This is a genomic window from Streptomyces lucensis JCM 4490 (assembly GCF_014650035.1).
Classification (GTDB): domain Bacteria; phylum Actinomycetota; class Actinomycetes; order Streptomycetales; family Streptomycetaceae; genus Streptomyces; species Streptomyces lucensis.
The window spans coordinates 104,073-130,827 of record NZ_BMUE01000019.1 but is presented as its reverse complement, the minus strand read 5'-3'; the positions used below and the strand labels follow the sequence as shown (position 1 = coordinate 130,827).

At 69.4% G+C, this 26,755-nt stretch carries 25 protein-coding genes and 3 tRNA genes; 23 read left to right on the top strand and 5 right to left on the bottom strand.

Annotated features, from left to right (window positions below; all coding sequences use genetic code 11):
- On the bottom strand, positions 1-363 hold a 363-nt coding region (locus tag IE177_RS31080; RefSeq protein WP_190018787.1), incomplete at its 3' end, for a hypothetical protein.
- A gap of 431 nt (positions 364-794) precedes the next feature.
- Between IE177_RS31080 and IE177_RS31075 the strand changes: the two genes are divergently transcribed.
- The 5 genes from IE177_RS31075 to IE177_RS35295 all read left to right on the top strand — a co-directional run bounded on the left by IE177_RS31075 (position 795) and on the right by IE177_RS35295 (position 2,914).
- Entirely contained in the window at positions 795-1,283 is a 489-nt protein-coding gene (locus IE177_RS31075; protein ID WP_190018786.1) for a hypothetical protein, read from the top strand.
- Between the two features lie 75 nt (positions 1,284-1,358).
- Positions 1,359-1,835, top strand: a complete 477-nt coding sequence (locus IE177_RS31070) for a nucleoside deaminase (RefSeq protein ID WP_229816345.1) — start codon at positions 1,359-1,361, stop codon at positions 1,833-1,835.
- A 172-nt stretch (positions 1,836-2,007) separates the two neighbouring features.
- Positions 2,008-2,361, top strand: a complete 354-nt coding sequence (locus IE177_RS31065; protein WP_190018785.1) for a DUF6233 domain-containing protein — start codon at positions 2,008-2,010, stop codon at positions 2,359-2,361.
- Between the two features lie 44 nt (positions 2,362-2,405).
- Positions 2,406-2,630 carry a hypothetical protein gene (locus IE177_RS31060; protein ID WP_190018784.1) on the top strand — a complete coding sequence of 75 codons (225 nt, stop codon included), beginning with the start codon at positions 2,406-2,408 and terminating at the stop codon, positions 2,628-2,630.
- A gap of 71 nt (positions 2,631-2,701) precedes the next feature.
- On the top strand, positions 2,702-2,914 hold the full coding sequence (locus IE177_RS35295; protein WP_229816344.1) for a hypothetical protein: 213 nt from the start codon (positions 2,702-2,704) through the stop codon (positions 2,912-2,914).
- Positions 2,915-2,956: 42 nt separating this feature from the next.
- On the opposite strand, the gene IE177_RS31055 is transcribed toward IE177_RS35295, so the two are convergent.
- Both IE177_RS31055 and IE177_RS31050 read right to left on the bottom strand, forming a co-directional pair.
- Positions 2,957-3,613, bottom strand: a complete 657-nt coding sequence (locus IE177_RS31055) for an NAD(P)H-binding protein (protein WP_190018783.1) — start codon at positions 3,611-3,613, stop codon at positions 2,957-2,959.
- 132 nt (positions 3,614-3,745) lie between these two features.
- A complete protein-coding gene (locus IE177_RS31050) occupies positions 3,746-4,999 on the bottom strand; it encodes an amidohydrolase family protein (protein ID WP_190018782.1) in 1,254 nt (417 codons plus the stop codon).
- A gap of 387 nt (positions 5,000-5,386) precedes the next feature.
- Here IE177_RS31050 and IE177_RS31045 point away from each other — a divergent pair.
- From IE177_RS31045 to IE177_RS31010, 8 genes are all read left to right on the top strand, one after another.
- A tRNA-Thr gene (locus IE177_RS31045) sits at positions 5,387-5,459 on the top strand.
- 45 nt (positions 5,460-5,504) lie between these two features.
- Positions 5,505-5,577 (top strand) — tRNA-Met (locus tag IE177_RS31040).
- Between the two features lie 90 nt (positions 5,578-5,667).
- Complete coding sequence (rpmG, locus tag IE177_RS31035) at positions 5,668-5,832, top strand: 50S ribosomal protein L33 (RefSeq protein ID WP_003948671.1); 165 nt, start codon at positions 5,668-5,670, stop codon at positions 5,830-5,832.
- A 193-nt stretch (positions 5,833-6,025) separates the two neighbouring features.
- A complete protein-coding gene (locus IE177_RS31030) occupies positions 6,026-6,478 on the top strand; it encodes a MaoC family dehydratase N-terminal domain-containing protein (protein ID WP_190018781.1) in 453 nt (150 codons plus the stop codon).
- Positions 6,479-6,485: 7 nt separating this feature from the next.
- Positions 6,486-6,914: a MaoC family dehydratase gene (locus IE177_RS31025; RefSeq protein ID WP_190018780.1), complete on the top strand. Its 429-nt coding sequence runs from the start codon at positions 6,486-6,488 to the stop codon at positions 6,912-6,914.
- Positions 6,915-7,039: 125 nt separating this feature from the next.
- Positions 7,040-7,609, top strand: a complete 570-nt coding sequence (locus IE177_RS31020; RefSeq protein ID WP_190018779.1) for a TetR/AcrR family transcriptional regulator — start codon at positions 7,040-7,042, stop codon at positions 7,607-7,609.
- 94 nt (positions 7,610-7,703) lie between these two features.
- Positions 7,704-9,158, top strand: a complete 1,455-nt coding sequence (locus IE177_RS31015; protein ID WP_190018778.1) for a DHA2 family efflux MFS transporter permease subunit — start codon at positions 7,704-7,706, stop codon at positions 9,156-9,158.
- 403 nt (positions 9,159-9,561) lie between these two features.
- On the top strand, positions 9,562-10,617 hold the full coding sequence (locus tag IE177_RS31010; RefSeq protein ID WP_190018777.1) for a UDP-N-acetylmuramate dehydrogenase: 1,056 nt from the start codon (positions 9,562-9,564) through the stop codon (positions 10,615-10,617).
- On the opposite strand, the gene IE177_RS31005 is transcribed toward IE177_RS31010, so the two are convergent.
- Both IE177_RS31005 and IE177_RS31000 read right to left on the bottom strand, forming a co-directional pair.
- A complete protein-coding gene (locus IE177_RS31005; protein WP_190018776.1) occupies positions 10,583-11,668 on the bottom strand; it encodes an adenosine deaminase in 1,086 nt (361 codons plus the stop codon). The genes IE177_RS31010 and IE177_RS31005 overlap by 35 nt on opposite strands.
- Positions 11,669-11,804: 136 nt before the next feature.
- Positions 11,805-13,031, bottom strand: coding sequence for a pyridoxal phosphate-dependent aminotransferase (locus IE177_RS31000; protein WP_190018775.1), 1,227 nt, complete (start codon positions 13,029-13,031; stop codon positions 11,805-11,807).
- A gap of 263 nt (positions 13,032-13,294) precedes the next feature.
- Here IE177_RS31000 and IE177_RS30995 point away from each other — a divergent pair.
- The 10 genes from IE177_RS30995 to IE177_RS30950 all read left to right on the top strand — a co-directional run bounded on the left by IE177_RS30995 (position 13,295) and on the right by IE177_RS30950 (position 26,596).
- A tRNA-Trp gene (locus tag IE177_RS30995) sits at positions 13,295-13,367 on the top strand.
- A gap of 106 nt (positions 13,368-13,473) precedes the next feature.
- Entirely contained in the window at positions 13,474-13,761 is a 288-nt protein-coding gene (gene secE, locus IE177_RS30990) for a preprotein translocase subunit SecE (protein WP_190018774.1), read from the top strand.
- 80 nt (positions 13,762-13,841) lie between these two features.
- The gene (nusG, locus tag IE177_RS30985) at positions 13,842-14,696 is read left to right on the top strand and encodes a transcription termination/antitermination protein NusG (RefSeq protein WP_190018773.1); all 855 of its coding nucleotides are present in this window, start codon (positions 13,842-13,844) and stop codon (positions 14,694-14,696) included.
- Between the two features lie 168 nt (positions 14,697-14,864).
- Entirely contained in the window at positions 14,865-15,299 is a 435-nt protein-coding gene (rplK, locus tag IE177_RS30980; protein ID WP_037858373.1) for a 50S ribosomal protein L11, read from the top strand.
- Positions 15,300-15,395: 96 nt separating this feature from the next.
- Entirely contained in the window at positions 15,396-16,121 is a 726-nt protein-coding gene (rplA, locus tag IE177_RS30975; RefSeq protein WP_023547414.1) for a 50S ribosomal protein L1, read from the top strand.
- 166 nt (positions 16,122-16,287) lie between these two features.
- A complete protein-coding gene (locus tag IE177_RS30970; RefSeq protein WP_190018772.1) occupies positions 16,288-17,205 on the top strand; it encodes an SCO4651 family lipoprotein in 918 nt (305 codons plus the stop codon).
- Positions 17,206-17,512: 307 nt separating this feature from the next.
- A complete protein-coding gene (rplJ, locus tag IE177_RS30965; protein WP_190018771.1) occupies positions 17,513-18,043 on the top strand; it encodes a 50S ribosomal protein L10 in 531 nt (176 codons plus the stop codon).
- A gap of 116 nt (positions 18,044-18,159) precedes the next feature.
- Entirely contained in the window at positions 18,160-18,543 is a 384-nt protein-coding gene (gene rplL, locus IE177_RS30960) for a 50S ribosomal protein L7/L12 (protein ID WP_190018770.1), read from the top strand.
- A 569-nt stretch (positions 18,544-19,112) separates the two neighbouring features.
- The gene (gene rpoB / locus IE177_RS30955) at positions 19,113-22,598 is read left to right on the top strand and encodes a DNA-directed RNA polymerase subunit beta (RefSeq protein ID WP_190018769.1); all 3,486 of its coding nucleotides are present in this window, start codon (positions 19,113-19,115) and stop codon (positions 22,596-22,598) included.
- 98 nt (positions 22,599-22,696) lie between these two features.
- Positions 22,697-26,596, top strand: a complete 3,900-nt coding sequence (locus tag IE177_RS30950; protein WP_190018768.1) for a DNA-directed RNA polymerase subunit beta' — start codon at positions 22,697-22,699, stop codon at positions 26,594-26,596.
- Positions 26,597-26,755: the final 159 nt, after the last annotated feature.

The window sequence follows — 26,755 nt, the reverse complement described above, 5'->3', positions numbered from 1 at the left end:
CTGGTGGTCGATGCGGACGCCGCCGATGTACATGCGCTGGCACAGCAGCGAGGTGCCGCGTGCGGTGGTGCCGTCGGGGAACTTGGGCAGGGTGTAGCCCTTCGGCAGCGTCGGGTGGAACTCCAGTGCCACCGACCACCGATGCCCGTCCATCCGGCCCTCGCCGATCACCTGCGTGACCACCTTCGGCGCCTGCCGGTGCGTGGAGGCGGACCGCTTGGCGGCGACGGAGACGGGCGCGGACGCCCGGTGGGCGGCCGGGCCCGGCGCCGCCTCGCTCACGGAGGCGCCGAACGAGACCCCTGCGAGCGCGGCCGCCGCGGCGGCCGCCATGGCTGCCTTCCTGGCAAAAGTGAGAGCCACGGAGCAATTTCTCCTTCTGAGCTGCCGCCCGGCACCGTGCCGGGCGGTCCTCGACGGCCGGCGCGCTGGGCCCGCGCGGCCGGCCCGTCGCGACCACCAGGAGCGGTGGCCGCGGCTTGGACGTCCGCACGTAGGTACTCCCGAAGGCTCACGGCGGGTTGCACGCCGCGCGAAAAATTGTTCCTGGCAGGGTGGGGAGGACGGGGAGGACGGGGAGGACGGTTGGAAGCGTGACGGGTCGCCCCCCTCGCGGCGCGGCAGAAGCCGGGGCGGCCTGTGGTCACTGAGGAAATAGTGATTCCTCGGGGTGGGTAAAACGTGTTGCCGACTCGCTCGAATCCCTACCGATCAACAGGTGCGTGCCCTTATCCTGCTTCCCGCGGCGCTCAGGTCGCACCGCTCGTGGGGGCGAACGGCAGGCGGGGGGAAAGTTGGCTGCTTCGGGTGATTTATTTTCCTGGCTGTTTGAGGGCGTATATCGGGGGGATGAGGACGGGGCGCGGCATCTCGAAGCGATTCGCGCGCTGCAGCCACAGAGTGACGACGCCTTCGAGCACGACTACCTTTACGCCTGCCTCAGTGTGCTGGACGGTAAGGCGCAGGCTCTCCTCTCCTATGACGGAATCCTCATAGCCGCCAGTTCGATCACGTTGTCGCTGTTCTCCCATGACGTCACCGCGGGAAGCGCGCTGGTGTTCGCATCCCTCGCCATAGGTGTCATTTCTTCCGCGCTGTGCCTGAGTGTCGTATGGGTGCACTGGACGGACACCGGCGAGTTGGAGAACTCCGAAGATCTCTTCCTCAATCTCCTGCGCGTGCGCAACAGGAGGACGATGAACTACCGCATCTCCTGGGTGATCGCGCAGCTGGCGGCGGTCATGCTTCTGCTCGGGGTGGTGCTGGAAAGAAGAATCTCCTGAAAACCGCAGAGGTGGGTTCCCTCGATGAGAGTGCGCGGTATCGACCTGTGAACACTTCCGGCGTATGCTGCGCGGGTGACTCTCTCAACGGTGGACAGGGATTGTTTCGAAGCTGCGTTGGCCGAAGCCCGGAAGGGGCTGGATGCGGGTGGTGTTCCCGTCGGCGCGGCCCTTCAGCTTGACGGCCGCCTCGTTTCCGTAGGACGCAATGAGCGGGTGCAGCGAAACGACCCCATCGCCCATGGGGAGATGGCGTGTCTTCGAAACGCCGGTCGATTGGCGTCCTACGAAGGTGCCACGCTGTACACGACCCTGTCTCCGTGTGAAATGTGCACGGGCGCGATTCTTCTGTTCGGAATCAAGCGACTCGTCGTCGGCGAGGCGACGACTTTCGCGGGCGACCTGAGCGTTTTCGCGGAGCGTGGCGTAGAGGTGGTTCTCCTTGACGACTCGCGCTGCAAGGACCTCATGGCCGAGTTCCAGAAACGCTTTCCGGAGGTCTGGGCGGAGGACATCGGGGAGCCTCCGGCGCCGGCCGAATCGCTCAGTTGACGCAGAGAACCGCAGGTGACCGCACGCCCGACGTCGCAGGTGACCGCACGCCCGACGTGCCGACGGGCGAGGCCGCCTTCCCGGGTCCGGATCCTCGCGCCGCCGCACCGGCCCCCGTCGTCCGCGGAGGCCGCCTTCGCACTCGGGCGGTCGCCTCACTAGAATCGAACGTGTGAACGATGACCGTCCGCTGACGCGTCTCGACATGCTGCGCTTCGCGCGCCGCGTCGTCGAAGGCCAGACCGAGCGCCAGCTTGCGCTGATCGACCGGTGGATCGCGGACGAGGAGCGGCGCGAGGCCGGGCGACAGCACCGTCTCGCCGTCCGGCGGACGGCGCCGGAGTGGCTGATCGAGCACGGGCTGAACGGCCGCAGCGCCCTGTACGTCCATGTCGGCGGCTGTTCGAGCGCGGGTGGCCGGTCGAAGGGCGTCGGCCGGAGTCAGGCGGTGCGCGCGCTCACCGAAGAAGGCGTCGCCGCATGCCCCCTATGCCGGCCGGACACCGTGCTGGGGATCCTCGAATGACCGGCCCGGGTGCGGGTGCGGGCGGTCCGGACGATGCTGGAGCCATGGCCGGGAAGCGACCCATCGTCGTGCAACTGCCGTCCCCGACCGGCGGCCGCCGCGTCCGGGTGGACGGCGAGATCCTGGGGCTCGCGCACAGCGTGCGGGACCTCGTGGAGTTCCTGCGCCGTGCCGGGCTGGAGATCGAACCGGAACAGGTGGCGGACTCGCCCCTGATCGACTGGCGCGGGGTGGGCCCGGACCGGTGGGAGGCCGAGACCCGGACCTGACGGCCACTGTCCCTTCGCGGCGCTGACGGCCACCGTGCCCCGGTGGTCCCCGGTCCGGGCACACTGGCGGCATGTCCTCCCGCCGCAGAACCTGCCCTGTGTGCCACCGCGACATCGCCGTCGTCGCGGGCCGCTTCGCGCGCCACGATCCGCCCGGGACACGGGGGAGCGAAGAACTGGTCTCCTGCGCAGGGTCGCGCAGGCCGGCACAACTCGGAGCCGTCCAGCCGGCGTTGGACGGATACGCCGTGCCGGACTTCCCCGGACAGCTTCCTCTGTTCTGAGTCCTGACAGTCACAGTCCTTCGACGGCGCCGGCGGCCGGACTCAGTTGCCGGCCACCGACTTCACCGCGACCGACACCGGGGTGGACCCGCCGATCAGTTCCAGCGTCAGACCGGCCGTCGCCGACGTGTCCACCAGCTCGGCGAGGACGGCCGCCACGTCGTCCCGGGGGACCGGGCCCCGCCCGGTGTGCGCCTCCAGCCGGACCAGACCGGTACCGGCGTCGTCCGTGAGCGCACCGGGGCGCAGGATCGTCCAGTCCAGCCCCTCCTGTTGGGTGACGAACGCGTCGGCCTCACCCTTGGCCCGCAGGTACACGTCGAAGACGTCGTCACCCTCGTGCGCGGGATCCGCGCCCATCGAGGACACCACCACGAAGCGGCGCACGCGCGCGCGTACGGCCGCTTTCGCGAACAGCACCGCCGCGCCCTTGTCCACCGTCTCCTTGCGGCCCGTGCCACTGCCCGGGCCCGCACCGGCAGCGAAGACCGCCGCGTCGGCACCCTGCAGGTGCGCCGCGACCTCCTCCACCGAGGCGGACTCCAGGTCGAGGAGGACCGGTTCGGCGCCGGCCGCGCGCAGATCGTCGCCCTGCTCGGCCTTGCGGATGATGCCCGCGACCTCGTCCCCGCGCGCGGAGAGCAGACGCTCCAGCCGCAGCGCGATCTGACCATGACCACCAGCAATGACAATGCGCATGAATCCGACCGTACGCCCGACGGGCCCCGTCCGCCGCACAGGCCGGACGGTGCGGCGGGCGGTGCGGCTCGGACGGTGCGGCGGACGGGGTCCTCCGGGCTCATCCCGCCGAGCGGCCCGCTCCGGGCGCCCTCACGACAGTTCGCCCCGTCCCTGCCGCGGCAGCCCGAGTTCCGCGGCCACCGCCGAGTTGCAGTACTCGCGGACCGCGCTGGTGCGTGCCACCACCCGGCCCCGGTGCACCACGATCCGGCTGTAGGCCAGGGAGAGCGCGCCCGCCAGCCGGTCGCCGCGCACGGCGAGGAGCTCCGCCGGGAAGCCCGCCTCCACGCGCACCTCCGGCAGTCCCAGCACCGCGCGGGCCGCGGCGCTCACGGCGTCGTAGGCGTCCTCGGGACGCAGGCCGTGCGCGGAGGCGAGCAGGTAGGCCGCCTCCAGCGGGTCGCCGCGGCCGACGGGGTTGGAGACGTCCCGCAGGGCGCCGCTGCCGGCCGCCACCCTGACCCCGGCCGCGCGCAGGAGCCGTACGGGAGCCGTGCCCTGACGGTCCGTGCCGCCGCAGCCGCCCTGGGGCAGGCACACCACCGTCACGCCCGCCGCGGCGAGCTGGTCCGCGACGCGGCCGACGGCCTCGGCGGGGAACCGCGTCAGAGCCGCGCACGGCCCGATCGTCACGCCGGGACGCAGGCCCCCCGCCATGGCCGCGAGCCGGGACAGCCGTGCCGGGTCGGCGGCGTCCGTGTGCAGGTCCACCGGGCAGCCGTGCTCGGAGGCCACCTCCAGGACGGCCTCCACGTAGCCCGTCGGGTCGGGATCCAGGTCGGGGCAGCCGCCGACCACGGAGGCGCCCATCTTCACGGCGTCGCGCAGCATCGCCAGCCCGTCGGCCCCGGCGACCCCGGTCAGCAGCCGCGGCATCGCCACCGTCGTCAGCTCCGCCAGCTCCCGCAGCGACCGCCGCGCCTGCAGGACCGCGCCCAGGGCGCCGAGTCCCTGGACGTCGCCCACGCGCACGTGCGCGCGTACCGCCGTCGCCCCGTGCCCGAGCTGAAGCAGGGCCGCCTCCGTCGCCCGGCGCTGGACGTCATCGGGGGCGTACGACACCGGGCCGGGGACCTCGGCGGTCAGGGCGGTGTCGCCATGGGCGTGCGGTTCGGCGGGCGCGGGCAGCAGCAGGTAGCCGCGCAGGTCCACGCGGGTGGCCACCGTCCGGGCGGGACCGGGCGCGAGACTGCCGACCGTGCCCACCGCCTCGATGCGCCCGCCGCCCAGCCGTACGTCCACGGTCCGGCCGTCGGTGAGCCGCGCCCCGCACAGCAGCACGGAGGCCGGGGAGGACCCCGGCGGGTTCGACGGCGGTTGCGGCTGCGGCTGGCTGTCGGGCATCGCGCTCCAGGGTCGGGGCCGGCGCCTCCGGGCGGACCGGCGTGAGGACGTGGGGAACCTGAGGAACCGGGGATCCGTGGAACGTCGCGACCGGGACACCCAAGATCACGCACAGTGGGTCGAGCCTAGGGTGGCGAGCCGCACAGGGCGCGCAGCGACGCAATAGTCGTACCGGCGTGGCCCGTCCGCCCCTCCCGGGCGGTGCGTCCCCCGGACGGTGCACGAACGTCACTCACGCGCGCGTGGGCGCATCCCCCTCCGGGCCGTCGGCGGCCCGCGCCGCCGGTGCCCGGGAGGTGGCGGAGAACGCTCGGGAAGGGGCCCCGCCGGGCGGCCGGATACGGATTTGGGCGAACGGCGGCGGACCGTGTAATGTCTTCATCGCTCGCCCCAATAGCTCAGTCGGCAGAGCGTCTCCATGGTAAGGAGAAGGTCAACGGTTCGATTCCGTTTTGGGGCTCTGGTGTGAGAGGTTCCCGCCGAAAGGCGGGACTGATCGCATCGCAGCGGTGTAGCTCAGTCGGTAGAGCAAGCGGCTCATAATCGCTGTGTCACCGGTTCAAGTCCGGTCACCGCTACTGACAGTAGCCGATTGCGGGGTCGGTCCTTCGATCGGCTACTCTTTCTTGCGTTGAATTAGCCCATCCGTTCGTCTTAGGAGCACTCACGTGGCTGCCACCGACGTCCGCCCGAAGATCACGCTGGCCTGCGTGGAGTGCAAGGAGCGGAACTACATCACCAAGAAGAACCGGCGTAACAACCCGGACCGTCTTGAGATGAAGAAGCACTGCCCGCGTTGCAACGCGCACACCGCGCACCGCGAAACGCGATAACAAGGCTCGTCCGTGAGGCCGTCCCCTTCCGAGGGGGCGGCCTCACGGCGTTTGGGCACCCGCGCGCGGCGATCCACCTGTCCGCCGGCCCCGCGATCACCCGCCCCGCCCGCCGGTTCGCCCAGGCGCACATCGCGCGGCTGGTTCCGGCTAGTTTGGGGCCATCACAGCAGACTTCAGGAGGTGCCGGGCCATGGCGCTCGACCAGTCCTTCGTGGGACGGACCTACCCGCCCACCGCGCCCTACGAGGTGGGCCGGGAGAAGATCCGCGAGTTCGCCGAGGCGGTGGGGGAGGCCAACCCGGCGTACACGGACCCGGAGGCCGCGAAGGCGCTCGGTCACCCCGACGTGATCGCCCCGCCGACCTTCGTGTTCTCCATCACCTTCCGGGCCGCCGGGCAGGTCATCGAGGACCCGCAGCTCGGGTTGGACTACAGCCGCGTGGTGCACGGGGACCAGAAGTTCGCGTACCGCCGCCCGGTCCGGTCCGGCGACCGGCTGACGGTCACCTCCACCATCGAGGCGATCAAGTCCATGGCGGGCAACGACATCCTGGACATCCGCGGCGAGGTGCACGACGAGGCCGGCGAGCACGTCGTGACCGCGTGGACGAAGCTCGTGGCCCGCGCGGCCGGGGAGGCGTGAGGACCTGATGACGGCGAAGATCGCGTACGACGAGGTCGAGGTCGGCACCGAGCTGCCGGCGCAGAGCTTTCCCGTGACCCGTGCCACGCTCGTGCGCTACGCGGGCGCTTCCGGGGACTTCAACCCGATCCACTGGAACGAGAGGTTCGCCAAGGAGGTGGGCCTCCCGGACGTCATCGCGCACGGCATGTTCACCATGGCCGAGGCGATCCGGGTGGTCACCGACTGGCTCGGCGACCCCGGTGCGGTCGTGGAGTACGGCGTCCGCTTCACCAAGCCGGTCGTCGTCCCCAACGACGACCAGGGCGCTCTCATCGAGGTCAGCGGCAAGGTGGCAGCCAAGCTGGACGACAACACCGTCCGCGTCGACCTGACGGCGACCAGCGGCGGCCAGAAGGTGCTGGGCATGTCCCGGGCGGTCGTACGGCTGGCCTGACACCGGACGAAACGTGTGTGGGTAAGGGGTGTCCTCCCAGGGGGGCGCCCCTTACCCGTCCCGCGGCGGCGTGGGCACACAAGCGCCCCTTGACCAAGTTAGTGATTGAGTACTAACTTGAGCGCATGGTCAGGATGAGCGCAGAGGAGCGGCGCGAGAGTGTCATCCGCGCGGCGACCACGGAGTTCGCGCGCGGTGGCTACCACGGCACGTCCACCGAGGCGATCGCCAGACGGGTCGGCGTCTCACAGCCGTATCTCTTCCGGCTCTTCCCGGGCAAGAAGGCGATCTTCCTGGCGGCGGCGGAGCGCTGCGTGGAGGACACCATCCGGACCTTCGAGGAAGCGTCGAAGGGGCTGCACGGCGAAGAGGCCCGGCACGCCATGGCGGACGCGTACACCACGGCCATCGCTGAGCGGCCCGAGCGGCTGATGATGCAGATGCAGATGTGCGTCGCCGTGGCGGCCGCCGAGCAGGAGGGCGACCGGGAGTTCGGCGAGAGCGTACGGGCCGGCTGGATGCGGCTGTGGGACACCGTGGGCCTGGCGCTGGGTGCGGACGTCGAGGAGACGACCGTGTTCATGGCCTACGGGATGCTCATCAACTGCTTGATGGGCATGGGCTTCGGTCCCGGCCACCGGGTCTGGGAGGGGCTCTACCCGGAGGCCCGTAATGATGGCCGCCTGGAGCACTAGCGCGTCAGGTGCGGACGGGGAAGGCGATGTCGCCTTTTCATGGGCATAAAAGTTAGTCAGTGATAACTAACTGAAACCACCCTGTGGGGGAGAGATGTCAGAGCAGAACGCACAGAAGGACGGCACCATGCGCGGGGGAGCCGTGTGGGCCCTCGTCATCACCAGCGTCGCCGGATTCATGGCGGCCCTCGACAACCTCGTCGTCACCACCGCCCTCCCCGCGATCCGCGAGGACCTCGGCGGCGCGCTCGACGACCTGGAGTGGACCGTGAGCGCCTACACGCTCACCTTCGCCGTCCTGCTCATGTTCGGCGCCGCGCTCGGTGACCGCTTCGGGCGCCGGCGCCTGTTCATCGCCGGACTGGCCGTCTTCACCGGCGCCTCCGCCGCCGCGGCCATGGCGCCCGGAATCGGCTCCCTGATCGCCGCCCGCGCGGTCCAAGGCGTCGGCGCGGCCGTCATGATGCCGCTCACGCTGACCCTGCTGACCGCGGCCGTGCCCGCCGCCCGGCGCGGGACCGTGTACGGCATCTGGGGTGCCGTCAACGGACTCGCCGTCGCCTCCGGACCGCTCATCGGCGGCAGCCTCACCGAGCACGTCTCCTGGCACTGGATCTTCTGGCTGAACGTTCCGCTCGGCCTGGCCGTACTGCCGCTCGCCCGTCTGCGGCTCGCCGAGTCCTACGGCGCCGGCGCCCGGCTCGACGTCCCCGGCACCCTGCTCGCCAGCGGCGGGCTGTTCGGGATCGTGTACGGCCTCGTCCGCGGGCCGGCCGACGGCTGGACCGACTCCGTGGTGCTGACCGCGCTGATCGCGGGCGGAGCGCTGCTCGTGGGCTTCGTGGTGTACGGCTCCCGCGCGGCCGCCCCGATGCTGCCGATGCGGCTGTTCCGCTCCCGCGCCTTCTCCGGGATCAACGCCGCCAGCCTGCTGATGTTCGTCGGGATGTTCGGGTCGATCTTCCTGCTCAGCCAGTACATGCAGGGCGTGCTCGGCTACTCGCCCACCGAGGCGGGCCTGCGGATGCTGCCGTGGACCGGTATGCCGATGATCGTCGCACCCGTCGCCGGGATCCTCTCCGACCGCGTCGGCGGCCGGCCGGTCGTCGCCGCGGGCCTGTTCCTGCAGGCGGCCGGCCTCGGCTACATGGCCTGCGTGGCCACCGCCGACGCCTCCTACGCCGTCCAGCTGCCCGCCCTGATCATCAGCGGCATCGGCATGGCCCTGTACTTCGCCCCCGCCGCCAACCTGGTGATGTCCAGCGTCCGGCCGCAGGAGCAGGGCATCGCCTCCGGCGCGAACAACGCGCTGCGCGAGGTGGGCGGTGCGCTCGGCATCGCGGTCATGTCCTCGATCTTCTCGGCGCAGGGCGGCTACGAGTCGGCGCAGAGCTTCGTCGACGGCCTGCGGCCCGCCCTGGTCACCGGTTCGGCGGTGGTCGCCCTCGCAGCGCTCGCGGCCCTGCTGATCCCCGCCCGCCGCGCGAACACCGCCACGGCTCCGACGGAGCAGGCGCCCGCCCGCGTCCTGGAGACCACCGCACCCTGACCCGACCGGAACCCCTTCCGTGCAGAAGTGCCGCACGCGCGCGCGGCCCCGGACGAAGGGGCCACGCGCGCGTGCCGCTGTGCGGGACCGACCGGTCGCGGCCGCGACGGGGCCGGGTGCGAGGCCACCGCAGGCGCCCGCCGAGCCGTCGGCGGCCGGATCGCGGACCGCGCGCGCACCGGCAGACCGCGGAGGGCAGGCCGGGCTCGCGGTACGCGCAGCCGCCGAGGGCGGCCCCGGACGACGGTCCCGCATGACGACCGGCGTCTGTCCCGGCGCGGGCACCTGGGCGCCGGCCCGGAGTCCACCGTCCGGCGCGGCGCAGTGGGCTCCCCGGCGGTGAGACCCGGCAGCGCGGTGCGCGCGTGCGGGGGCGGCGGAGACGTCTCGTAGTCTTGGGCCCGTGCAGGTACTCCACGACGCCCCCCTTGCCCCGCTGACCACCTTCCGGCTGGGCGGCCCCGCGACGCGGCTTGTCACGGCCGGCACCGATGCCGAGGTGATCGCCGCCGTCCGCGAGGCCGACGACAGCGGCACCCCGCTGCTGGTCATCGGCGGCGGCTCGAACCTGGTCATCGGCGACAAGGGCTTCGACGGCACCGCCCTGCGCATCGCCACGCGCGGCGTCGAACTGCGCGGCACGACGCTGGAGCTGGCGGCCGGCGAGGTGTGGACGGACGCCGTCGCCCGCACCGTCGAGGCGGGACTCGCCGGGATCGAGTGCCTGGCCGGCATCCCGGGCTCGGCCGGCGCCACCCCCATCCAGAACGTGGGCGCCTACGGCCAGGAGGTCTCCGCCACCGTCACCGAGGTGATCGCCTACGACCGCCGGGCCGGCGCGACCGTCACGCTGACCAACGCGGAGTGCGCCTTCTCGTACCGGCACAGCCGCTTCAAGGCCGACCCCGAGCGCTATGTCGTGCTGCGCGTCCGCTTCGGACTGGAGGACGCGGGCGGGCTGTCCGCCCCGGTGAAGTACGCGGAGGCGGCCCGCGCCCTCGGCGTCGAGCCGGGCGACCGGGTGCCGCTGGCCGACGCCCGGCAGACCGTGCTGAAGCTGCGGGCGGGCAAGGGCATGGTCCTGGACGCGGGGGACCACGACACCTGGTCCGCCGGGTCCTTCTTCACCAACCCGATCCTCACCGACGAGCAGTTCGCCGCGTTCCACGCGCGCGTGCGCGAGCGGCTGGGGGACGGTGTCGAGCCGCCCGCCTACCCGGCGGGGGAGGGCCGCACCAAGACCTCCGCGGCCTGGCTGATCGACAAGGCGGGCTTCACCAAGGGCTACGGCACCGGACCCGCCCGCATCTCGACCAAGCACACGCTCGCCCTCACCAACCGGGGCGAGGCCACCACCGAGGACCTGCTGGCCCTGGCCCGCGAGGTGGTCGCCGGAGTCCGCGAGGCCTTCGGCGTCACCCTGGTCAACGAGCCGGTGACGGTCGGCGTGAGCCTCTAGGCGCACCGTCCGGGTCGGCCGGGCCGGCCAGCCAGTCGTCCACGCCCGCCAGCATCCGCTCCTTGACGTCCCGCGGCGCGGCCGAACCCCGCACCGACTGCCGTGCCAGCTCCGCGAGCTCGGCGTCCGTGAAACCGTGGGTCCGGCGGGCGATCTCGTACTGGGCGGCCAGCCGGGAGCCGAACAGCAGCGGGTCGTCGGCGCCCAGGGCCAGCGGGACGCCCGCCTCGAAGAGTGTGCGCAACGGGACGTCCTCCGGCTTCTCGTACACGCCCAGCGCCACGTTGGAGGCCGGGCACACCTCGCAGGTCACGCCCCGGTCGGCCAGCCGCTTCAGCAGCCGCGGGTCCTCGGCCGCGCGCACGCCGTGCCCGATCCGGGTGGCGTGCAGGTCGTCCAGGCAGTCCCGCACCGACGCCGGACCGGTCAGCTCGCCGCCGTGCGGCGCGGACAGCAGACCGCCCTCGCGCGCGATGTGGAAGGCCCGGTCGAAATCCCGGGCCATGCCCCGCCGCTCGTCGTTGGAGAGCCCGAAGCCCACCACGCCCCGGTCCGCGTACCGCACGGCGAGGCGCGCCAGTGTGCGCGCGTCCAGCGGGTGCTTCATGCGGTTGGCGGCCACCAGGACGCGCATGCCGAGGCCGGTCTCGCGGGACGTCGTCTCCACCGCGTCCAGAATGATCTCCAGGGCCGGGATCAGCCCGCCCAGGCGGGGCGCGTACGACGTCGGGTCCACCTGGATCTCCAGCCAGCCCGAACCGTCCGCCAGGTCCTCCTCGGCGGCCTCCCGGACCAGCCGCCGGATGTCCTCCGGCTCGCGCAGGCAGGAGCGCGCCGCGTCGTACAGCCGCTGGAAACGGAACCAGCCCCGCTCGTCGGTGGCCCGGAGCTTCGGCGGTTCCCCGCTGGTCAGGGCGTCCGTCAGGGCGTCGGGCAGATGTACGCCGTACTTGTCGGCCAGTTCCAGGACGGTCCCCGGGCGCATCGAGCCGGTGAAGTGCAGGTGCAGATGGGCTTTCGGCAGCTCAGAGAGATCACGTACGCGCTCCATTCCCAGATCCTGCCGTACGCACCTGCCGTCCCGGTAGCCGTTTCCCCGTACGTGGTCTTGCCCGCACACAGGAGCGGGCCGTCTCCCCGGGAGGGAGACGGCCCGCACGCGCGCGTGGAGCGGGGGGAACGGGACGTCAGTCCCGCGCCTCCGCCAGCAGCTTCTGGATCCGGCTCACGCCCTCGACGAGGTCCTCGTCGCCGAGCGCGTAGGACAGCCGCAGGTAGCCCGGCGTGCCGAAGGCCTCGCCCGGGACGACGGCGACCTCGACCTCCTCCAGGATCAGCGCGGCCAGCTCGACGGTGTCCTGCGGGCGCTTGCCGCGGATCTCCTTGCCGAGCAGACCCTTGACCGACGGGTAGGCGTAGAACGCGCCCTCGGGCTCGGGGCAGACCACGCCGTCGATCTCGTTGAGCATCCGCACGATGGTCCTGCGGCGCCGGTCGAAGGCCTCGCGCATCCTCGCCACGGCCTCCAGGTCGCCGGAGACGGCGGCCAGAGCGGCCGCCTGGGCCACGTTGGAGACGTTCGACGTGGCGTGCGACTGCAGGTTCGTCGCGGCCTTGACGACGTCCTTCGGGCCGATGACCCAGCCCACGCGCCAGCCGGTCATGGCGTACGTCTTGGCCACGCCGTTGACCACGACGCACTTGTCCCGCAGCTCGGGCAGCAGCGCCGGCAGGGACACGGCGGACGCGTCGCCGTAGACGAGGTGCTCGTAGATCTCGTCGGTGAGCACCCACAGGCCGTGCTCGACGGCCCAGCGGCCGATCGCCTCGGTCTCGGCCTCGGTGTACACCGCGCCGGTCGGGTTGGACGGGGAGACGAAGAGCACGACCTTCGTCTTCTTCGTGCGCGCCGCCTCCAGCTGCTCGACCGAGACCCGGTAGCCGGTCGTCTCGTCGGCGACGACCTCGACCGGGACACCGCCGGCGAGACGGATCGACTCCGGGTACGTCGTCCAGTACGGGGCCGGGACGATGACCTCGTCACCCGGGTCGAGGATCGCGGCGAACGCCTCGTAGATGGCCTGCTTGCCGCCGTTGGTGACGAGGATCTGGGAGACGTCGGGCTCCCAGCCCGAGTCGCGCAGCGTCTTCGCGGCGATCGCGGCCTTCAGCTCGGGCAGGCCGCCGGCCGGGGTGTAGCGGTGGTACTTGGGGTTCTTGCACGCCTCGACGGCCGCCTCGACGATGTAGTCCGGGGTCGGGAAGTCGGGCTCGCCGGCGCCGAAGCCGATCACCGGACGCCCGGCGGCCTTCAGGGCCTTGGCCTTGGCGTCCACGGCGAGGGTGGCGGACTCGGAGATCGCGCCGACTCGGGCGGAGACCCGGCGCTCGGTGGGAGGGGTTGCAGCGCTCATGGGGTCCATCGTTCCAGACCGGAAATGACCCCGGCACACGGGTTTCACGGACTGAACGGCAAAGGGTCGAGGCGTGAACAGGGATCCGAATCCGGCCTCCGGCCAGGACGATCTTCGTCGGCCCGGCCCCCGGCCGCCGCTTTCTGTTCGACGCCGGGCCGTTGACCACGTACACTCTCACCTCGTTGGCCATCAGCGGCGCCGTCGCAGCCGGTGCACACCGAGCACCCGGTCGGATGCGGTACGTTGGTGGACATACACAAAGGGTCGTAGCTCAATTGGTAGAGCACCGGTCTCCAAAACCGGCGGTTGGGGGTTCAAGTCCCTCCGGCCCTGCTACACACACCGCCAGGATGTGTGCGCATGTACGTACAGCAATGCACCGCCGTGCGGCTCAGAAACCGGGCGCGGCACGGCCACGACCCGGGATCAGGTGAGGACTATGACGGACGCCGTGGGCTCCATCGACACGCCTGATGCCCAGGACGAGGTGCCCGAGTCCAAGAAGAAGGCCCGCAAGGGCGGCAAGCGCGCCAAGAAGGGCCCGCTCAAGCGCCTCGCCACCTTCTACCGCCAGGTGATCGCGGAACTCCGCAAGGTCGTCTGGCCCTCGCGCAACCAGCTGACGTCCTACACCACCGTGGTGATCTTCTTCGTCGCCATCATGATCGCCCTGGTGACCGTGATTGACTATGGGCTCAACCACGCGGCCAAGTACGTCTTCGGCTGAGCCAAGAGCGAAGGGCGCCGTGGTACCGGCGCCCGTTTTCGCATGTTCCACCCCTATGTATCCAGGAAGAAGCAGCCATCGTGTCTGACCCGAACCTGAACGACGACGCCACTGAGCCCCGCGGGCTGGCTGCCGAGGCGGTGGACGACGAGCTCGACATCGTCGAGGGCGCGGACGAGCAGGACGAGTTCGAGGCTGCCGAGGCCGAGGCGGGCGAGCCGGCCGAAGAGGCCGCCCTGCACGTCGAGGACGACGACGCCGAGGAAGGCGCCGAGGAGCCCGTGGAGGAGCTCGTCGAGGAGGAGCCGGCCGCGCCGGTCGACCCCGTCCAGGCCCTCCGCGAGGAGCTGCGCACCCTGCCCGGCGAGTGGTACGTCATCCACACCTACGCCGGCTACGAGAACCGCGTGAAGACCAACCTGGAGCAGCGCGCCGTCTCGCTGAACGTCGAGGACTACATCTTCCAGGCCGAGGTGCCGCAGGAAGAGGTCGTCCAGATCAAGAACGGCGACCGCAAGACGATCAAGCAGAACAAGCTGCCCGGCTACGTCCTGGTCCGCATGGACCTGACCAACGAGTCCTGGGGCGTCGTCCGCAACACCCCGGGCGTCACCGGCTTCGTCGGCAACGCCTACGACCCCTACCCGCTGACCCTGGACGAGATCGTCAAGATGCTCGCCCCGGAGGCCGAGGAGAAGGCCGCCCGCGAGGCCGCCGAGGCCGAGGGCAAGCCCGCCCCGCAGCGCAAGGTCGAGGTCCAGGTGCTGGACTTCGAGGTCGGCGACTCGGTCACCGTCACCGACGGCCCGTTCGCCACGCTGCAGGCGACCATCAACGAGATCAACCCCGACTCGAAGAAGGTCAAGGGCCTGGTGGAGATCTTCGGCCGCGAGACGCCGGTCGAGCTCTCCTTCGACCAGATCCAGAAGAACTAGTTCCTTCTGGACGAACTGCTTCCGTGCAGGTCAGGCAGGCGCTCGCGCCTCGCCTGACCTGCACGGTTTTTGGCCGCGCATCCATACCCGTTATCGTTGTGCGGTATGCCTGCGTCCGGGTGGTCCCCGGATGCGGGCAGGACCCGAATCGAAAGGACCCGGAGAGCTATGCCTCCCAAGAAGAAGAAGGTCACGGGGCTCATCAAGCTCCAGATCAACGCCGGTGCGGCGAACCCGGCCCCCCCGGTCGGCCCGGCGCTGGGTCAGCACGGCGTGAACATCATGGAGTTCTGCAAGGCCTACAACGCCGCGACCGAGTCGCAGCGTGGCTGGGTGATCCCGGTGGAGATCACGGTCTACGAGGACCGCTCCTTCACCTTCGTCACCAAGACGCCGCCGGCCGCGAAGATGATCCTCAAGGCCGCGGGCGTGGAGAAGGGCTCCGGCGAGCCGCACAAGACCAAGGTCGCCAAGATCACCGAGGCGCAGGTCCGCGAGATCGCCCAGACCAAGCTGCCCGACCTCAACGCCAACGACCTGGACGCCGCGTCGAAGATCATCGCCGGCACCGCCCGCTCCATGGGCATCACGGTCGAGGGCTGAAGTCCCACCCCGTAGTCATGCGGCCGTGAAAGGCCGCACGTGGCAGGGCCTGCTCGGCCCGTACCACGCCTCCTTTCAGAACACACAGGAGCAGTTGTGAGCAAGCGCAGCAAGGCTCTCCGCGCTGCGGACGCCAAGGTCGACCGGGAGAAGCTGTACGCCCCGCTCGAGGCCGTCCGTCTCGCCAAGGAGACCTCCACGACCAAGTTCGACGGCACCGTCGAGGTCGCCTTCCGCCTGGGTGTCGACCCGCGCAAGGCCGACCAGATGGTCCGTGGCACCGTGAACCTCCCGCACGGCACCGGTAAGACCGCCCGGGTCCTGGTCTTCGCGACCGGTGACCGTGCCGAGGCCGCGCGTGCCGCGGGCGCCGACATCGTCGGCGCCGACGAGCTGATCGACGAGGTGGCGAAGGGCCGTCTGGACTTCGACGCCGTCGTCGCCACCCCGGACCTCATGGGCAAGGTCGGCCGCCTCGGCCGCGTCCTCGGCCCGCGTGGTCTGATGCCGAACCCGAAGACCGGCACCGTCACCCCCGACACCGCCAAGGCCGTCACCGAGATCAAGGGCGGCAAGATCGAGTTCCGCGTCGACAAGCACTCGAACCTGCACTTCATCATCGGCAAGGCGTCCTTCGACGACGCCAAGCTGGTGGAGAACTACGGCGCCGCGCTGGAGGAGATCCTCCGTCTGAAGCCGTCCGCCGCCAAGGGTCGCTACATCAAGAAGGCCGCCATCACCACCACGATGGGCCCCGGCATCCCGGTCGACCCGAACCGCACCCGCAACCTCCTCGTCGAGGAGGACCCGGCCGCCGTCTGAGCCCTCCGCTCAGCCCGGTAGCCGCGTCAGGTACGCGTAAGTAGAGGGCGGGCCCTGCAACCGACAAGGTGCGGGGCCCGTCCTTTCTTTGTGCGACCTTTCGCACGACTGTCAGCGGCCTGGGCTACGGTGCTGGCAACGGGACTCGCTTTAGGGGTGGGACTAGATGAAGAGCACGACCGTGCGCCGGATGGGCCTCTCGATCGCGGTGGTCGCCGCACTGACCGGTGTGGCCGCCTGCGGCTCCTCGGACGGCGGCAAGGACGGCAAGGCGGCCGGCGGGGGTGCGATCAAGCTCAGCCCCATCGCCGCCCTGCGCTCCGTGGAGAAGTCCACGGACAAGGCGGACTCGGCCAAGGTCCGCTCCACCACGTCCATGGGCGACCTCATGTCGATGACGGCCAACGGCGCGCTCGCCTGGAGTGACGGCCTCAAGGGCAACCTCACCATCACGTACACCGGCGGCCAGATGGCCGAGATGATGAAGAAGGCCGGCACCCAGTCGATGGAGGCCCGGTACCTGCCGGACGCCTACTACGCGCACATGAGCGACGCGTACGCCCAGCAGACGGGCGGCAAGCACTGGCTCAAGTACTCGTACGACGACCTGGCCAAGCTCGGCGGAGCCTCCGGCTCGTACATGAAGGACCAGATCCAGAACGCCACGCCGAACCAGTCCGTGAAGATGCTGCTGGCCTCCGGCGACGTCAAGAAGGTCGGCGAGGACACCGTCGACGGCGCCCACACCACGCACTACTCGGGCACGGTGGACGTCGCGGACCTGGCGGGCAAGAGCAGCGACCTCAGCGGCGACCAGCTGTCCGCCCTGAAGAAGCAGCTCGACCAGGCGGGCGTCACCACCGACACCGTCGACATCTGGATCAACGACGAGAACCTGCTGGTCAAGAAGACCGAGAAGGCGAACACCGCCAACGGCACCATGACCAACACCACGTTCTACAGCGACTACGGGGTCAAGGTCACCGCCGAGGCGCCCCCGGCCGGCGACACCAAGGACTTCGCCGACATGCTGAAGTCCGGAGGAACCGTGGGCGGCGGCACCACGAGCGGCGCCACCTCCTGACCCCGGCGGGACCGGGGCGGGCCGTCCGGCCCGATTTGCTCGACCGTGCCCCGGTCCCGTACTCTCTTCCAGAAGCCAAAGACCGCTGGTCGTTGCCGCGCGCTTCCACGAGGGCGCGGTGGCCGAAGGATCCGCTGAAGAGTGGACGACCCGCGCAGGTGTCAGTGGAAGAGCTCCCGGAGCGCACGCGTCCAGCGTGTGAAGCCGGTCGAGTCCGCCCCGTGCGCCTGCGCCGGGGCGTTTCGTTTTCCCCAGTCCTCCTTCGGGTCCGCGCGGTCAGAATCACCCGGAAGGAGGCCGAGGCTCTATGGCGAGGCCCGACAAGGCTGCCGCGGTTGCCGAGCTGACGGACAAGTTCCGCAGCTCCAACGCCGCCGTGCTGACCGAGTACCGCGGTCTCACCGTGGCGCAGCTCAAGACGCTGCGCCGGTCGCTCGGTGAGAACGCCCAGTACGCCGTGGTGAAGAACACGCTGACCAAGATTGCGGCCAACGAGGCCGGGATCACGCTGGACGACCAGCTCTTCGCTGGTCCGACGGCGGTCGCCTTCGTCACCGGTGACCCGGTGGAGTCGGCGAAGGGTCTTCGTGACTTCGCCAAGGAAAACCCGAATCTCGTCATCAAGGGCGGTGTCCTTGACGGCAAGGCGATGTCCGCCGACGAGATCAAGAAGCTTGCGGACCTCGAGTCCCGCGAGGTTCTGCTCGCCAAGCTGGCGGGCGCCTTCAAGGGCAAGCAGACTCAGGCTGCTCAGGTCTTCCAGGCGCTCCCGTCGAAGCTCGTCCGCACCGTGGACGCGCTTCGTGCCAAGCAGGACGAGCAGGGCGGTGCCGAGTAATTCGGCTCGCTTTCTGATCCGGGCCGCCTGACGCGGCCGGGGTCACAGCGGGCCAACGTACGCCCGCCTCTCATGTACATCCGGCACCTGCCGATTTAGTGGAAGGATCGCCCATCATGGCGAAGCTGTCTCAGGAAGACCTGCTCGCGCAGTTCGAGGAGATGACCCTCATCGAGCTCTCCGAGTTCGTGAAGGCGTTCGAGGAGAAGTTCGACGTCACCGCCGCCGCCGCCGTGGCCGTCGCGGGCCCGGCCCAGGGTGGCCCGGCTGCCCCGGTCGAGGAGGAGAAGGACGAGTTCGACGTCATCCTCACCGGCGCCGGCGACAAGAAGATCCAGGTCATCAAGGTCGTGCGTGAGCTGACCTCCCTGGGTCTGAAGGAGGCCAAGGACCTCGTCGACGGCACCCCGAAGCCGGTCCTCGAGAAGGTCAACAAGGAAGCCGCCGAGAAGGCCGCCGAGTCCCTCAAGGGCGCCGGCGCCTCCGTCGAGGTCAAGTAACACCTCCTGGGTTCCCAGAACCCGGCTGCGGGCTGATTACGGCCCCGTGGGGCTGTAACGCGCACGCACCGAAGAGCGATCATCCATCCGGGTGGTCGCTCTTCGGCGTATGCGACGGACGACCACGGTTGCCTTGCACTCGCGACGGCGAGGGGTAGGGTGATCTTCGTCCTGGGACCCGGCCGGCCCGCTTCGGGCTGGGGGGCCTTGACGAACCGCACGCAGCGCGCAATTCTCAGGACGCGTCGTCACAAGGATCCGAATCCGAGGCATGGATCGACGACGAAGAGGGCAGTATCAACGTGCGTTGAGGGCAGGCATGCCGAGGGCGTTGACGAGAGCGGTGAGCACGGCGAGGGTCTCGAAGAACCCGCACTGGACATCAGTGTGCCAAATGGCTACACTGACCCTTTGCGCTGCCTGTTAGCTGTCCCCTGCCCGTCACCAGGGGTCTGCCCTCACTTGAGCACAGTCGACCGAAGCCCCCCTGACCTGGGGTTTCCATCCCTGTGCGCGGGAGAGGGACCGGTACGCGCGTAGTGAGTCCGAGCCCTCGGAAGGACCCCCTCTTGGCCGCCTCGCGCAACGCCTCGACCGCGAATACGAACAACGGCGCCAGCACCGCCCCGCTGCGCATCTCCTTTGCAAAGATCAAGGAGCCTCTCGAGGTTCCGAACCTGCTCGCGCTGCAGACCGAGAGCTTTGACTGGCTGCTCGGCAACACCGCCTGGCAGAGTCGGGTCGAGGAGGCTCTTGAGAACGGTCAGGACGTCCCCACCAAGTCCGGTCTGGAGGAGATCTTCGAGGAGATCTCCCCGATCGAGGACTTCTCCGGGTCGATGTCCCTGACGTTCCGGGACCACCGCTTCGAGCCGCCGAAGAACTCCATCGACGAGTGCAAGGAGCGCGACTTCACGTACGCGGCCCCGCTCTTCGTCACCGCCGAGTTCACCAACAACGAGACCGGTGAGATCAAGTCCCAGACGGTCTTCATGGGCGACTTCCCGCTCATGACGAACAAGGGCACTTTCGTCATCAACGGCACCGAGCGTGTCGTGGTGTCGCAGCTGGTCCGTTCCCCCGGTGTCTACTTCGACTCCTCCATCGACAAGACGTCCGACAAGGACATCTTCTCCGCCAAGATCATCCCGTCCCGGGGTGCCTGGCTGGAGATGGAGATCGACAAGCGCGACATGGTCGGTGTCCGCATCGACCGCAAGCGCAAGCAGTCGGTCACCGTTCTGCTGAAGGCGCTCGGCTGGACGACCGAGCAGATCCTCGAGGAGTTCGGCGACTACGAGTCGATGCGCGCCACCCTGGAGAAGGACCACACCCAGGGCCAGGACGACGCGCTGCTCGACATCTACCGCAAGCTGCGTCCGGGCGAGCCCCCCACGCGTGAGGCCGCGCAGACGCTCCTTGAGAACCTCTACTTCAACCCCAAGCGCTACGACCTCGCCAAGGTCGGCCGTTACAAGGTCAACAAGAAGCTCGGTGCGGACGCTCCGCTGGACGCGGGCATCCTGACCGTCGAGGACATCATCTCGACGATCAAGTACCTGGTGCAGCTGCACGCCGGCGAGACCGAGACCACCGGCGACAACGGCGACACGATCGTCGTCGAGACGGACGACATCGACCACTTCGGCAACCGTCGTCTGCGCAGCGTCGGTGAGCTGATCCAGAACCAGGTCCGTACGGGTCTCGCCCGTATGGAGCGCGTCGTGCGCGAGCGCATGACGACCCAGGACGTCGAGGCGATCACGCCGCAGACCCTGATCAACATCCGGCCGGTCGTCGCCTCCATCAAGGAGTTCTTCGGCACCAGCCAGCTGTCGCAGTTCATGGACCAGAACAACCCGCTGTCGGGTCTCACCCACAAGCGCCGTCTGTCGGCCCTTGGCCCGGGTGGTCTCTCCCGTGAGCGGGCCGGCTTCGAGGTCCGTGACGTGCACCCGTCGCACTACGGCCGCATGTGCCCGATCGAGACGCCCGAAGGCCCGAACATCGGTCTGATCGGCTCGCTCGCCTCCTACGGCCGCGTCAACGCGTTCGGTTTCGTCGAGACCCCGTACCGCAAGGTCATCGACGGCCAGGTCACCGACGAGGTCGACTACCTGACCGCCGACGAGGAGGACCGCTTCGTCATCGCGCAGGCCAACGCCACGCTGGGCGACGATCTGCGGTTCGCCGAGGCGCGTGTCCTGGTCCGCCGCCGTGGCGGCGAGGTCGACTACGTCAGCCCCGAGGACGTCGACTACATGGACGTCTCGCCGCGCCAGATGGTGTCGGTCGCGACCGCCATGATCCCGTTCCTCGAGCACGACGACGCCAACCGTGCCCTCATGGGCGCGAACATGATGCGTCAGGCCGTTCCGCTCATCAAGTCCGAGGCCCCGCTCGTCGGCACCGGCATGGAGTACCGCTCCGCGGTCGACGCCGGCGACGTGGTCAAGGCGGAGAAGGACGGTGTGGTCCAGGAGGTCTCCGCGGACTACATCACCACCGCGAACGACGACGGCACGTACATCACGTACCGCCTGCACAAGTTCTCCCGCTCCAACCAGGGCACCTCGGTCAACCAGAAGGTCATCGTCAACGAGGGCGACCGGATCATCACGGGCCAGGTGCTCGCCGACGGCCCGGCCACCCAGAACGGCGAGATGGCCCTCGGCAAGAACCTGCTCGTGGCGTTCATGCCGTGGGAGGGTCACAACTACGAGGACGCGATCATCCTGTCGCAGCGCCTCGTGCAGGACGACGTCCTCTCCTCGATCCACATCGAGGAGCACGAGGTCGACGCCCGTGACACCAAGCTCGGCCCCGAGGAGATCACCCGGGACATCCCGAACGTCTCCGAGGAGGTCCTCGCCGACCTCGACGAGCGCGGCATCATCCGCATCGGCGCCGAGGTCATCGCCGGCGACATCCTCGTCGGCAAGGTCACCCCGAAGGGCGAGACCGAGCTGACCCCCGAGGAGCGCCTGCTGCGCGCGATCTTCGGTGAGAAGGCCCGTGAGGTCCGTGACACCTCGCTGAAGGTGCCGCACGGCGAGACCGGCAAGGTCATCGGCGTGCGCGTCTTCGACCGCGAGGAGGGCGACGAGCTTCCCCCCGGTGTCAACCAGCTGGTGCGCGTCTACGTCGCGCAGAAGCGCAAGATCACCGACGGTGACAAGCTCGCCGGCCGCCACGGCAACAAGGGTGTCATCTCCAAGATCCTGCCGATCGAGGACATGCCGTTCCTGGAGGACGGCACCCCGGTCGACATCATCCTCAACCCGCTGGGTGTGCCGTCCCGAATGAACCCGGGACAGGTCCTGGAGATCCACCTCGGCTGGCTCGCCAGCCGCGGCTGGGACGTCTCCGGCCTCGCGGACGAGTGGGCCCAGCGTCTGCAGGTCATCGGCGCCGACCAGGTCGCCCCGGGCACCAACGTCGCCACCCCGGTGTTCGACGGTGCGCGCGAGGACGAGCTGGCGGGTCTGCTGCAGCACACCATCCCGAACCGGGACGGCGAGCGCATGGTGCTCCCGACCGGCAAGGCGCGGTTGTTCGACGGCCGCAGCGGTGAGCCGTTCCCGGACCCGATCTCGGTCGGCTACATGTACATCCTGAAGCTGCACCACCTGGTCGACGACAAGCTGCACGCCCGCTCGACCGGTCCGTACTCCATGATCACCCAGCAGCCGCTGGGTGGTAAGGCGCAGTTCGGTGGCCAGCGCTTCGGCGAGATGGAGGTGTGGGCCCTCGAGGCCTACGGCGCCGCGTACGCCCTCCAGGAGCTGCTGACCATCAAGTCCGACGACGTCACCGGCCGCGTGAAGGTCTACGAGGCCATCGTCAAGGGCGAGAACATCCCCGAGCCCGGCATCCCCGAGTCCTTCAAGGTGCTCATCAAGGAGATGCAGTCGCTCTGCCTGAACGTGGAGGTGCTGTCCAGCGACGGTATGTCCATCGAGATGCGTGACACCGACGAGGACGTCTTCCGCGCTGCGGAGGAGCTCGGCATCGACCTGTCCCGGCGCGAGCCGAGCAGCGTCGAAGAGGTCTGACGGGAGTCCGGCGGGGCCCTGAACCACCAGGGCCCCGCCGACCCCCAGGCCCCCGTTTCAGACCAAAGACTTTCGACCCTGAGAGGGATTGACGCATAGTGCTCGACGTCAACTTCTTCGACGAGCTCCGGATCGGCCTGGCCACCGCTGACGACATCCGTCAGTGGAGCCACGGTGAGGTCAAGAAGCCCGAGACCATCAACTACCGCACCCTCAAGCCCGAGAAGGACGGACTCTTCTGCGAGAAGATCTTCGGTCCGACCCGGGACTGGGAGTGCTACTGCGGCAAGTACAAGCGCGTCCGCTTCAAGGGCATCATCTGCGAGCGCTGTGGCGTCGAGGTCACGCGCGCCAAGGTGCGCCGTGAGCGGATGGGCCACATCGAGCTGGCCGCGCCCGTCACGCACATCTGGTACTTCAAGGGTGTCCCCTCGCGCCTCGGCTACCTGCTGGACCTGGCGCCCAAGGACCTCGAGAAGGTCATCTACTTCGCGGCGTACATGATCACGTACGTCGACGAGGAGCGCCGTACCCGCGACCTGCCCTCCCTGGAGGCGCACGTCTCGGTCGAGCGCCAGCAGATCGAGAACCGCCGGGACGCCGACCTGGAGGCCCGCGCCAAGAAGCTCGAGACCGACCTGGCCGAGCTCGAGGCCGAGGGCGCCAAGGCCGACGTGCGCCGCAAGGTGCGCGAGGGTGCCGAGCGCGAGATGAAGCAGCTGCGCGACCGCGCGCAGCGCGAGATCGACCGCCTGGACGAGGTGTGGACCCGGTTCAAGAACCTCAAGGTCCAGGACCTCGAGGGCGACGAACTGCTCTACCGCGAGCTGCGTGACCGCTTCGGCACGTACTTCGACGGCTCGATGGGTGCCGCGGCGCTGCAGAAGCGCCTGGAGTCCTTCGACCTCGACGAGGAGGCCGAGCGCCTCCGCGAGATCATCCGCACCGGCAAGGGCCAGAAGAAGACCCGTGCGCTCAAGCGGCTGAAGGTCGTCTCCGCGTTCCTGCAGACCTCCAACAGCCCCAAGGGCATGGTCCTGGACTGCGTCCCGGTCATCCCGCCGGACCTGCGTCCGATGGTGCAGCTGGACGGTGGCCGCTTCGCGACCTCCGACCTGAACGACCTGTACCGCCGTGTGATCAACCGGAACAACCGTCTGAAGCGGCTCCTGGACCTCGGTGCCCCGGAGATCATCGTCAACAACGAGAAGCGCATGCTTCAGGAGGCTGTTGACGCCCTCTTCGACAACGGCCGTCGCGGCCGTCCGGTCACCGGCCCCGGCAACCGCCCGCTGAAGTCCCTCAGCGACATGCTGAAGGGCAAGCAGGGCCGTTTCCGTCAGAACCTGCTCGGCAAGCGAGTCGACTACTCGGCGCGTTCCGTCATCGTCGTCGGCCCGCAGCTGAAGCTGCACCAGTGCGGTCTGCCCAAGGCCATGGCGCTGGAGCTCTTCAAGCCGTTCGTGATGAAGCGCCTGGTCGACCTGAACCACGCGCAGAACATCAAGAGCGCCAAGCGCATGGTGGAGCGCGGCCGCACGGTCGTGTACGACGTCCTCGAAGAGGTCATCGCCGAGCACCCGGTGCTGCTGAACCGTGCTCCCACCCTGCACCGCCTCGGCATCCAGGCCTTCGAGCCGCAGCTGGTCGAGGGCAAGGCCATCCAGATCCACCCGCTCGTCTGCACCGCGTTCAACGCGGACTTCGACGGTGACCAGATGGCCGTGCACCTGCCGCTGTCCGCGGAGGCGCAGGCCGAGGCCCGCATCCTGATGCTGTCCTCGAACAACATCCTCAAGCCGGCCGACGGCCGTCCGGTGACGATGCCGACCCAGGACATGGTCCTCGGTCTGTTCTTCCTCACCACCGACGGCGAGCTGCGTGACACCAAGGGCGAGGGCCGCGCGTTCGGCTCCACGGCCGAGGCGATCATGGCCTTCGACGCCGGCGAGCTCGCGCTGCAGTCGCCGATCGACATCCGCTTCCCGGTGGGCACCATCCCGCCGCGCGGCTGGATGCCGCCGGCGCGCGAGGAGGGCGAGCCCGAGTGGCAGCAGGGTGACTCGTTCCGCCTGCGCACCACCCTGGGCCGCGCGCTCTTCAACGAGCTGCTGCCCGAGGACTACCCGTTCGTCGACTACTCGGTGGGCAAGAAGCAGCTCTCCGAGATCGTCAACGACCTGGCCGAGCGCTACCCCAAGGTCATCGTGGCGGCGACGCTCGACAACCTGAAGGCGGCCGGCTTCTACTGGGCGACCCGTTCCGGCGTCACCGTGGCCATCTCCGACGTCGTCGTTCCCGAGGCGAAGAAGGAGATCGTCCGCGGCTACGAGGCGCAGGACGAGAAGGTCCAGAAGCAGTACGAGCGCGGTCTGATCACCAAGGAAGAGCGCACGCAGGAGCTCATCGCGATCTGGACCAAGGCGACCAACGAGGTCGCCGAGGCGATGAACGAGAACTTCCCCAAGACGAACCCCATCTTCATGATGGTTGACTCGGGTGCCCGAGGAAACATGATGCAGATGCGGCAGATCGCCGGTATGCGCGGTCTGGTGTCGAACGCGAAGAACGAGACCATCCCGCGTCCGATCAAGGCGTCCTTCCGTGAGGGCCTGTCCGTGCTGGAGTACTTCATCTCCACGCACGGTGCCCGTAAGGGTCTGGCGGACACCGCCCTGCGTACCGCCGACTCGGGTTACCTGACCCGTCGTCTGGTGGACGTCTCGCAGGACGTCATCATCCGCGAGGAGGACTGCGGCACCGAGCGCGGTCTGAAGCTGCGGATCGCCCACCGCGGCGCCGACGGTGTGCTGCGCAAGGCCGACGACGTCGAGACCAGCGTCTACGCCCGCATGCTCGCCGAGGACGTCGTCATCGACGGCAAGGTGATCGCGCCGGCCAACGTGGACCTCGGCGACGTGCTCATCGACCAGCTGGTGCACCACGGCATCGAGGAGGTCAAGACCCGCTCGATCCTGACCTGCGAGTCGCACGTCGGCACCTGTGCCATGTGCTACGGCCGTTCGCTGGCCACCGGCAAGCTGGTCGACATCGGTGAGGCGGTCGGCATCATCGCCGCCCAGTCCATCGGTGAGCCCGGTACCCAGCTGACGATGCGTACCTTCCACACCGGTGGTGTGGCCGGTGACGACATCACCCAGGGTCTGCCCCGTGTCGTCGAGCTCTTCGAGGCCCGTACCCCGAAGGGTGTCGCCCCGATCTCCGAGGCCTCCGGCCGCGTGCGGATCGAGGAGACCGAGAAGACCAAGAAGCTCGTCGTCACCCCGGACGACGGCAGCGACGAGACGGCGTACCCGATCTCGAAGCGTGCCAAGGTCCTGGTGAAGGAGGGCGAGCACGTCGAGGTGGGCCAGCAGCTCACCGTGGGTGCCACCAACCCGCACGACGTGCTGCGCATCCTGGGCCAGCGCGCCGTCCAGGTCCACCTGGTCGGCGAGGTCCAGAAGGTGTACAACTCGCAGGGTGTGTCGATCCACGACAAGCACATCGAGATCATCATCCGGCAGATGCTGCGCCGTGTGACGATCATCGAGTCGGGCGACGCCGAGCTGCTGCCCGGCGAGCTGGTCGAGCGCTCGAAGTTCGAGACCGAGAACCGTCGTGTGGTCCAGGAGGGCGGTCACCCGGCCTCCGGTCGCCCGCAGCTGATGGGTATCACCAAGGCCTCGCTGGCGACGGAGTCCTGGCTGTCGGCCGCCTCCTTCCAGGAGACGACCCGAGTCCTGACGGACGCGGCGATCAACGCCAAGTCCGACAGCCTCATCGGCCTCAAGGAGAACGTCATCATCGGTAAGCTCATCCCGGCCGGTACGGGCCTGTCCCGCTACCGCAACATCCGGGTCGAGCCGACCGAGGAGGCCAAGGCCGCGATGTACTCGGCCGTCGGCTACGACGACATCGACTACTCGCCGTTCGGCACCGGCTCCGGCCAGGCCGTTCCGCTGGAGGACTACGACTACGGTCCGTACAACCAGTAAGCGGGCAGTCCGAAGGGCGGCCACCCCGGACACGGGGTGGCCGCCCTTCGGCGTCTCCGGTGCACCGGTGCGTCAGGGTGCCGGGCCGGCGCCACTTGGGTCCCTGAGGCCCTGCAGGGCGTGTCGGGGCGGGCGACGGCGCGGCGGGGCTCCGCGGGA

Coding starts and splice junctions, on each gene's coding strand:
- IE177_RS31015 (WP_190018778.1), top strand. CDS start 7,704: ATGTCAGAGCAGAACGCACAGAAGGACGGCACCATGCGCGGGGGAGCC.
- IE177_RS31055 (WP_190018783.1), bottom strand. CDS start 3,613: ATGCGCATTGTCATTGCTGGTGGTCATGGTCAGATCGCGCTGCGGCTG.
- IE177_RS31025 (WP_190018780.1), top strand. CDS start 6,486: ATGACGGCGAAGATCGCGTACGACGAGGTCGAGGTCGGCACCGAGCTG.
- IE177_RS31030 (WP_190018781.1), top strand. CDS start 6,026: ATGGCGCTCGACCAGTCCTTCGTGGGACGGACCTACCCGCCCACCGCG.
- IE177_RS31050 (WP_190018782.1), bottom strand. CDS start 4,999: ATGCCCGACAGCCAGCCGCAGCCGCAACCGCCGTCGAACCCGCCGGGG.
- IE177_RS35295 (WP_229816344.1), top strand. CDS start 2,702: ATGTCCTCCCGCCGCAGAACCTGCCCTGTGTGCCACCGCGACATCGCC.
- IE177_RS31020 (WP_190018779.1), top strand. CDS start 7,040: ATGGTCAGGATGAGCGCAGAGGAGCGGCGCGAGAGTGTCATCCGCGCG.
- secE (WP_190018774.1), top strand. CDS start 13,474: ATGACGGACGCCGTGGGCTCCATCGACACGCCTGATGCCCAGGACGAG.
- rplJ (WP_190018771.1), top strand. CDS start 17,513: ATGGCGAGGCCCGACAAGGCTGCCGCGGTTGCCGAGCTGACGGACAAG.
- IE177_RS31060 (WP_190018784.1), top strand. CDS start 2,406: ATGGCCGGGAAGCGACCCATCGTCGTGCAACTGCCGTCCCCGACCGGC.
- IE177_RS30970 (WP_190018772.1), top strand. CDS start 16,288: ATGAAGAGCACGACCGTGCGCCGGATGGGCCTCTCGATCGCGGTGGTC.
- rplK (WP_037858373.1), top strand. CDS start 14,865: ATGCCTCCCAAGAAGAAGAAGGTCACGGGGCTCATCAAGCTCCAGATC.
- IE177_RS31000 (WP_190018775.1), bottom strand. CDS start 13,031: ATGAGCGCTGCAACCCCTCCCACCGAGCGCCGGGTCTCCGCCCGAGTC.
- rplL (WP_190018770.1), top strand. CDS start 18,160: ATGGCGAAGCTGTCTCAGGAAGACCTGCTCGCGCAGTTCGAGGAGATG.
- IE177_RS31005 (WP_190018776.1), bottom strand. CDS start 11,668: ATGGAGCGCGTACGTGATCTCTCTGAGCTGCCGAAAGCCCATCTGCAC.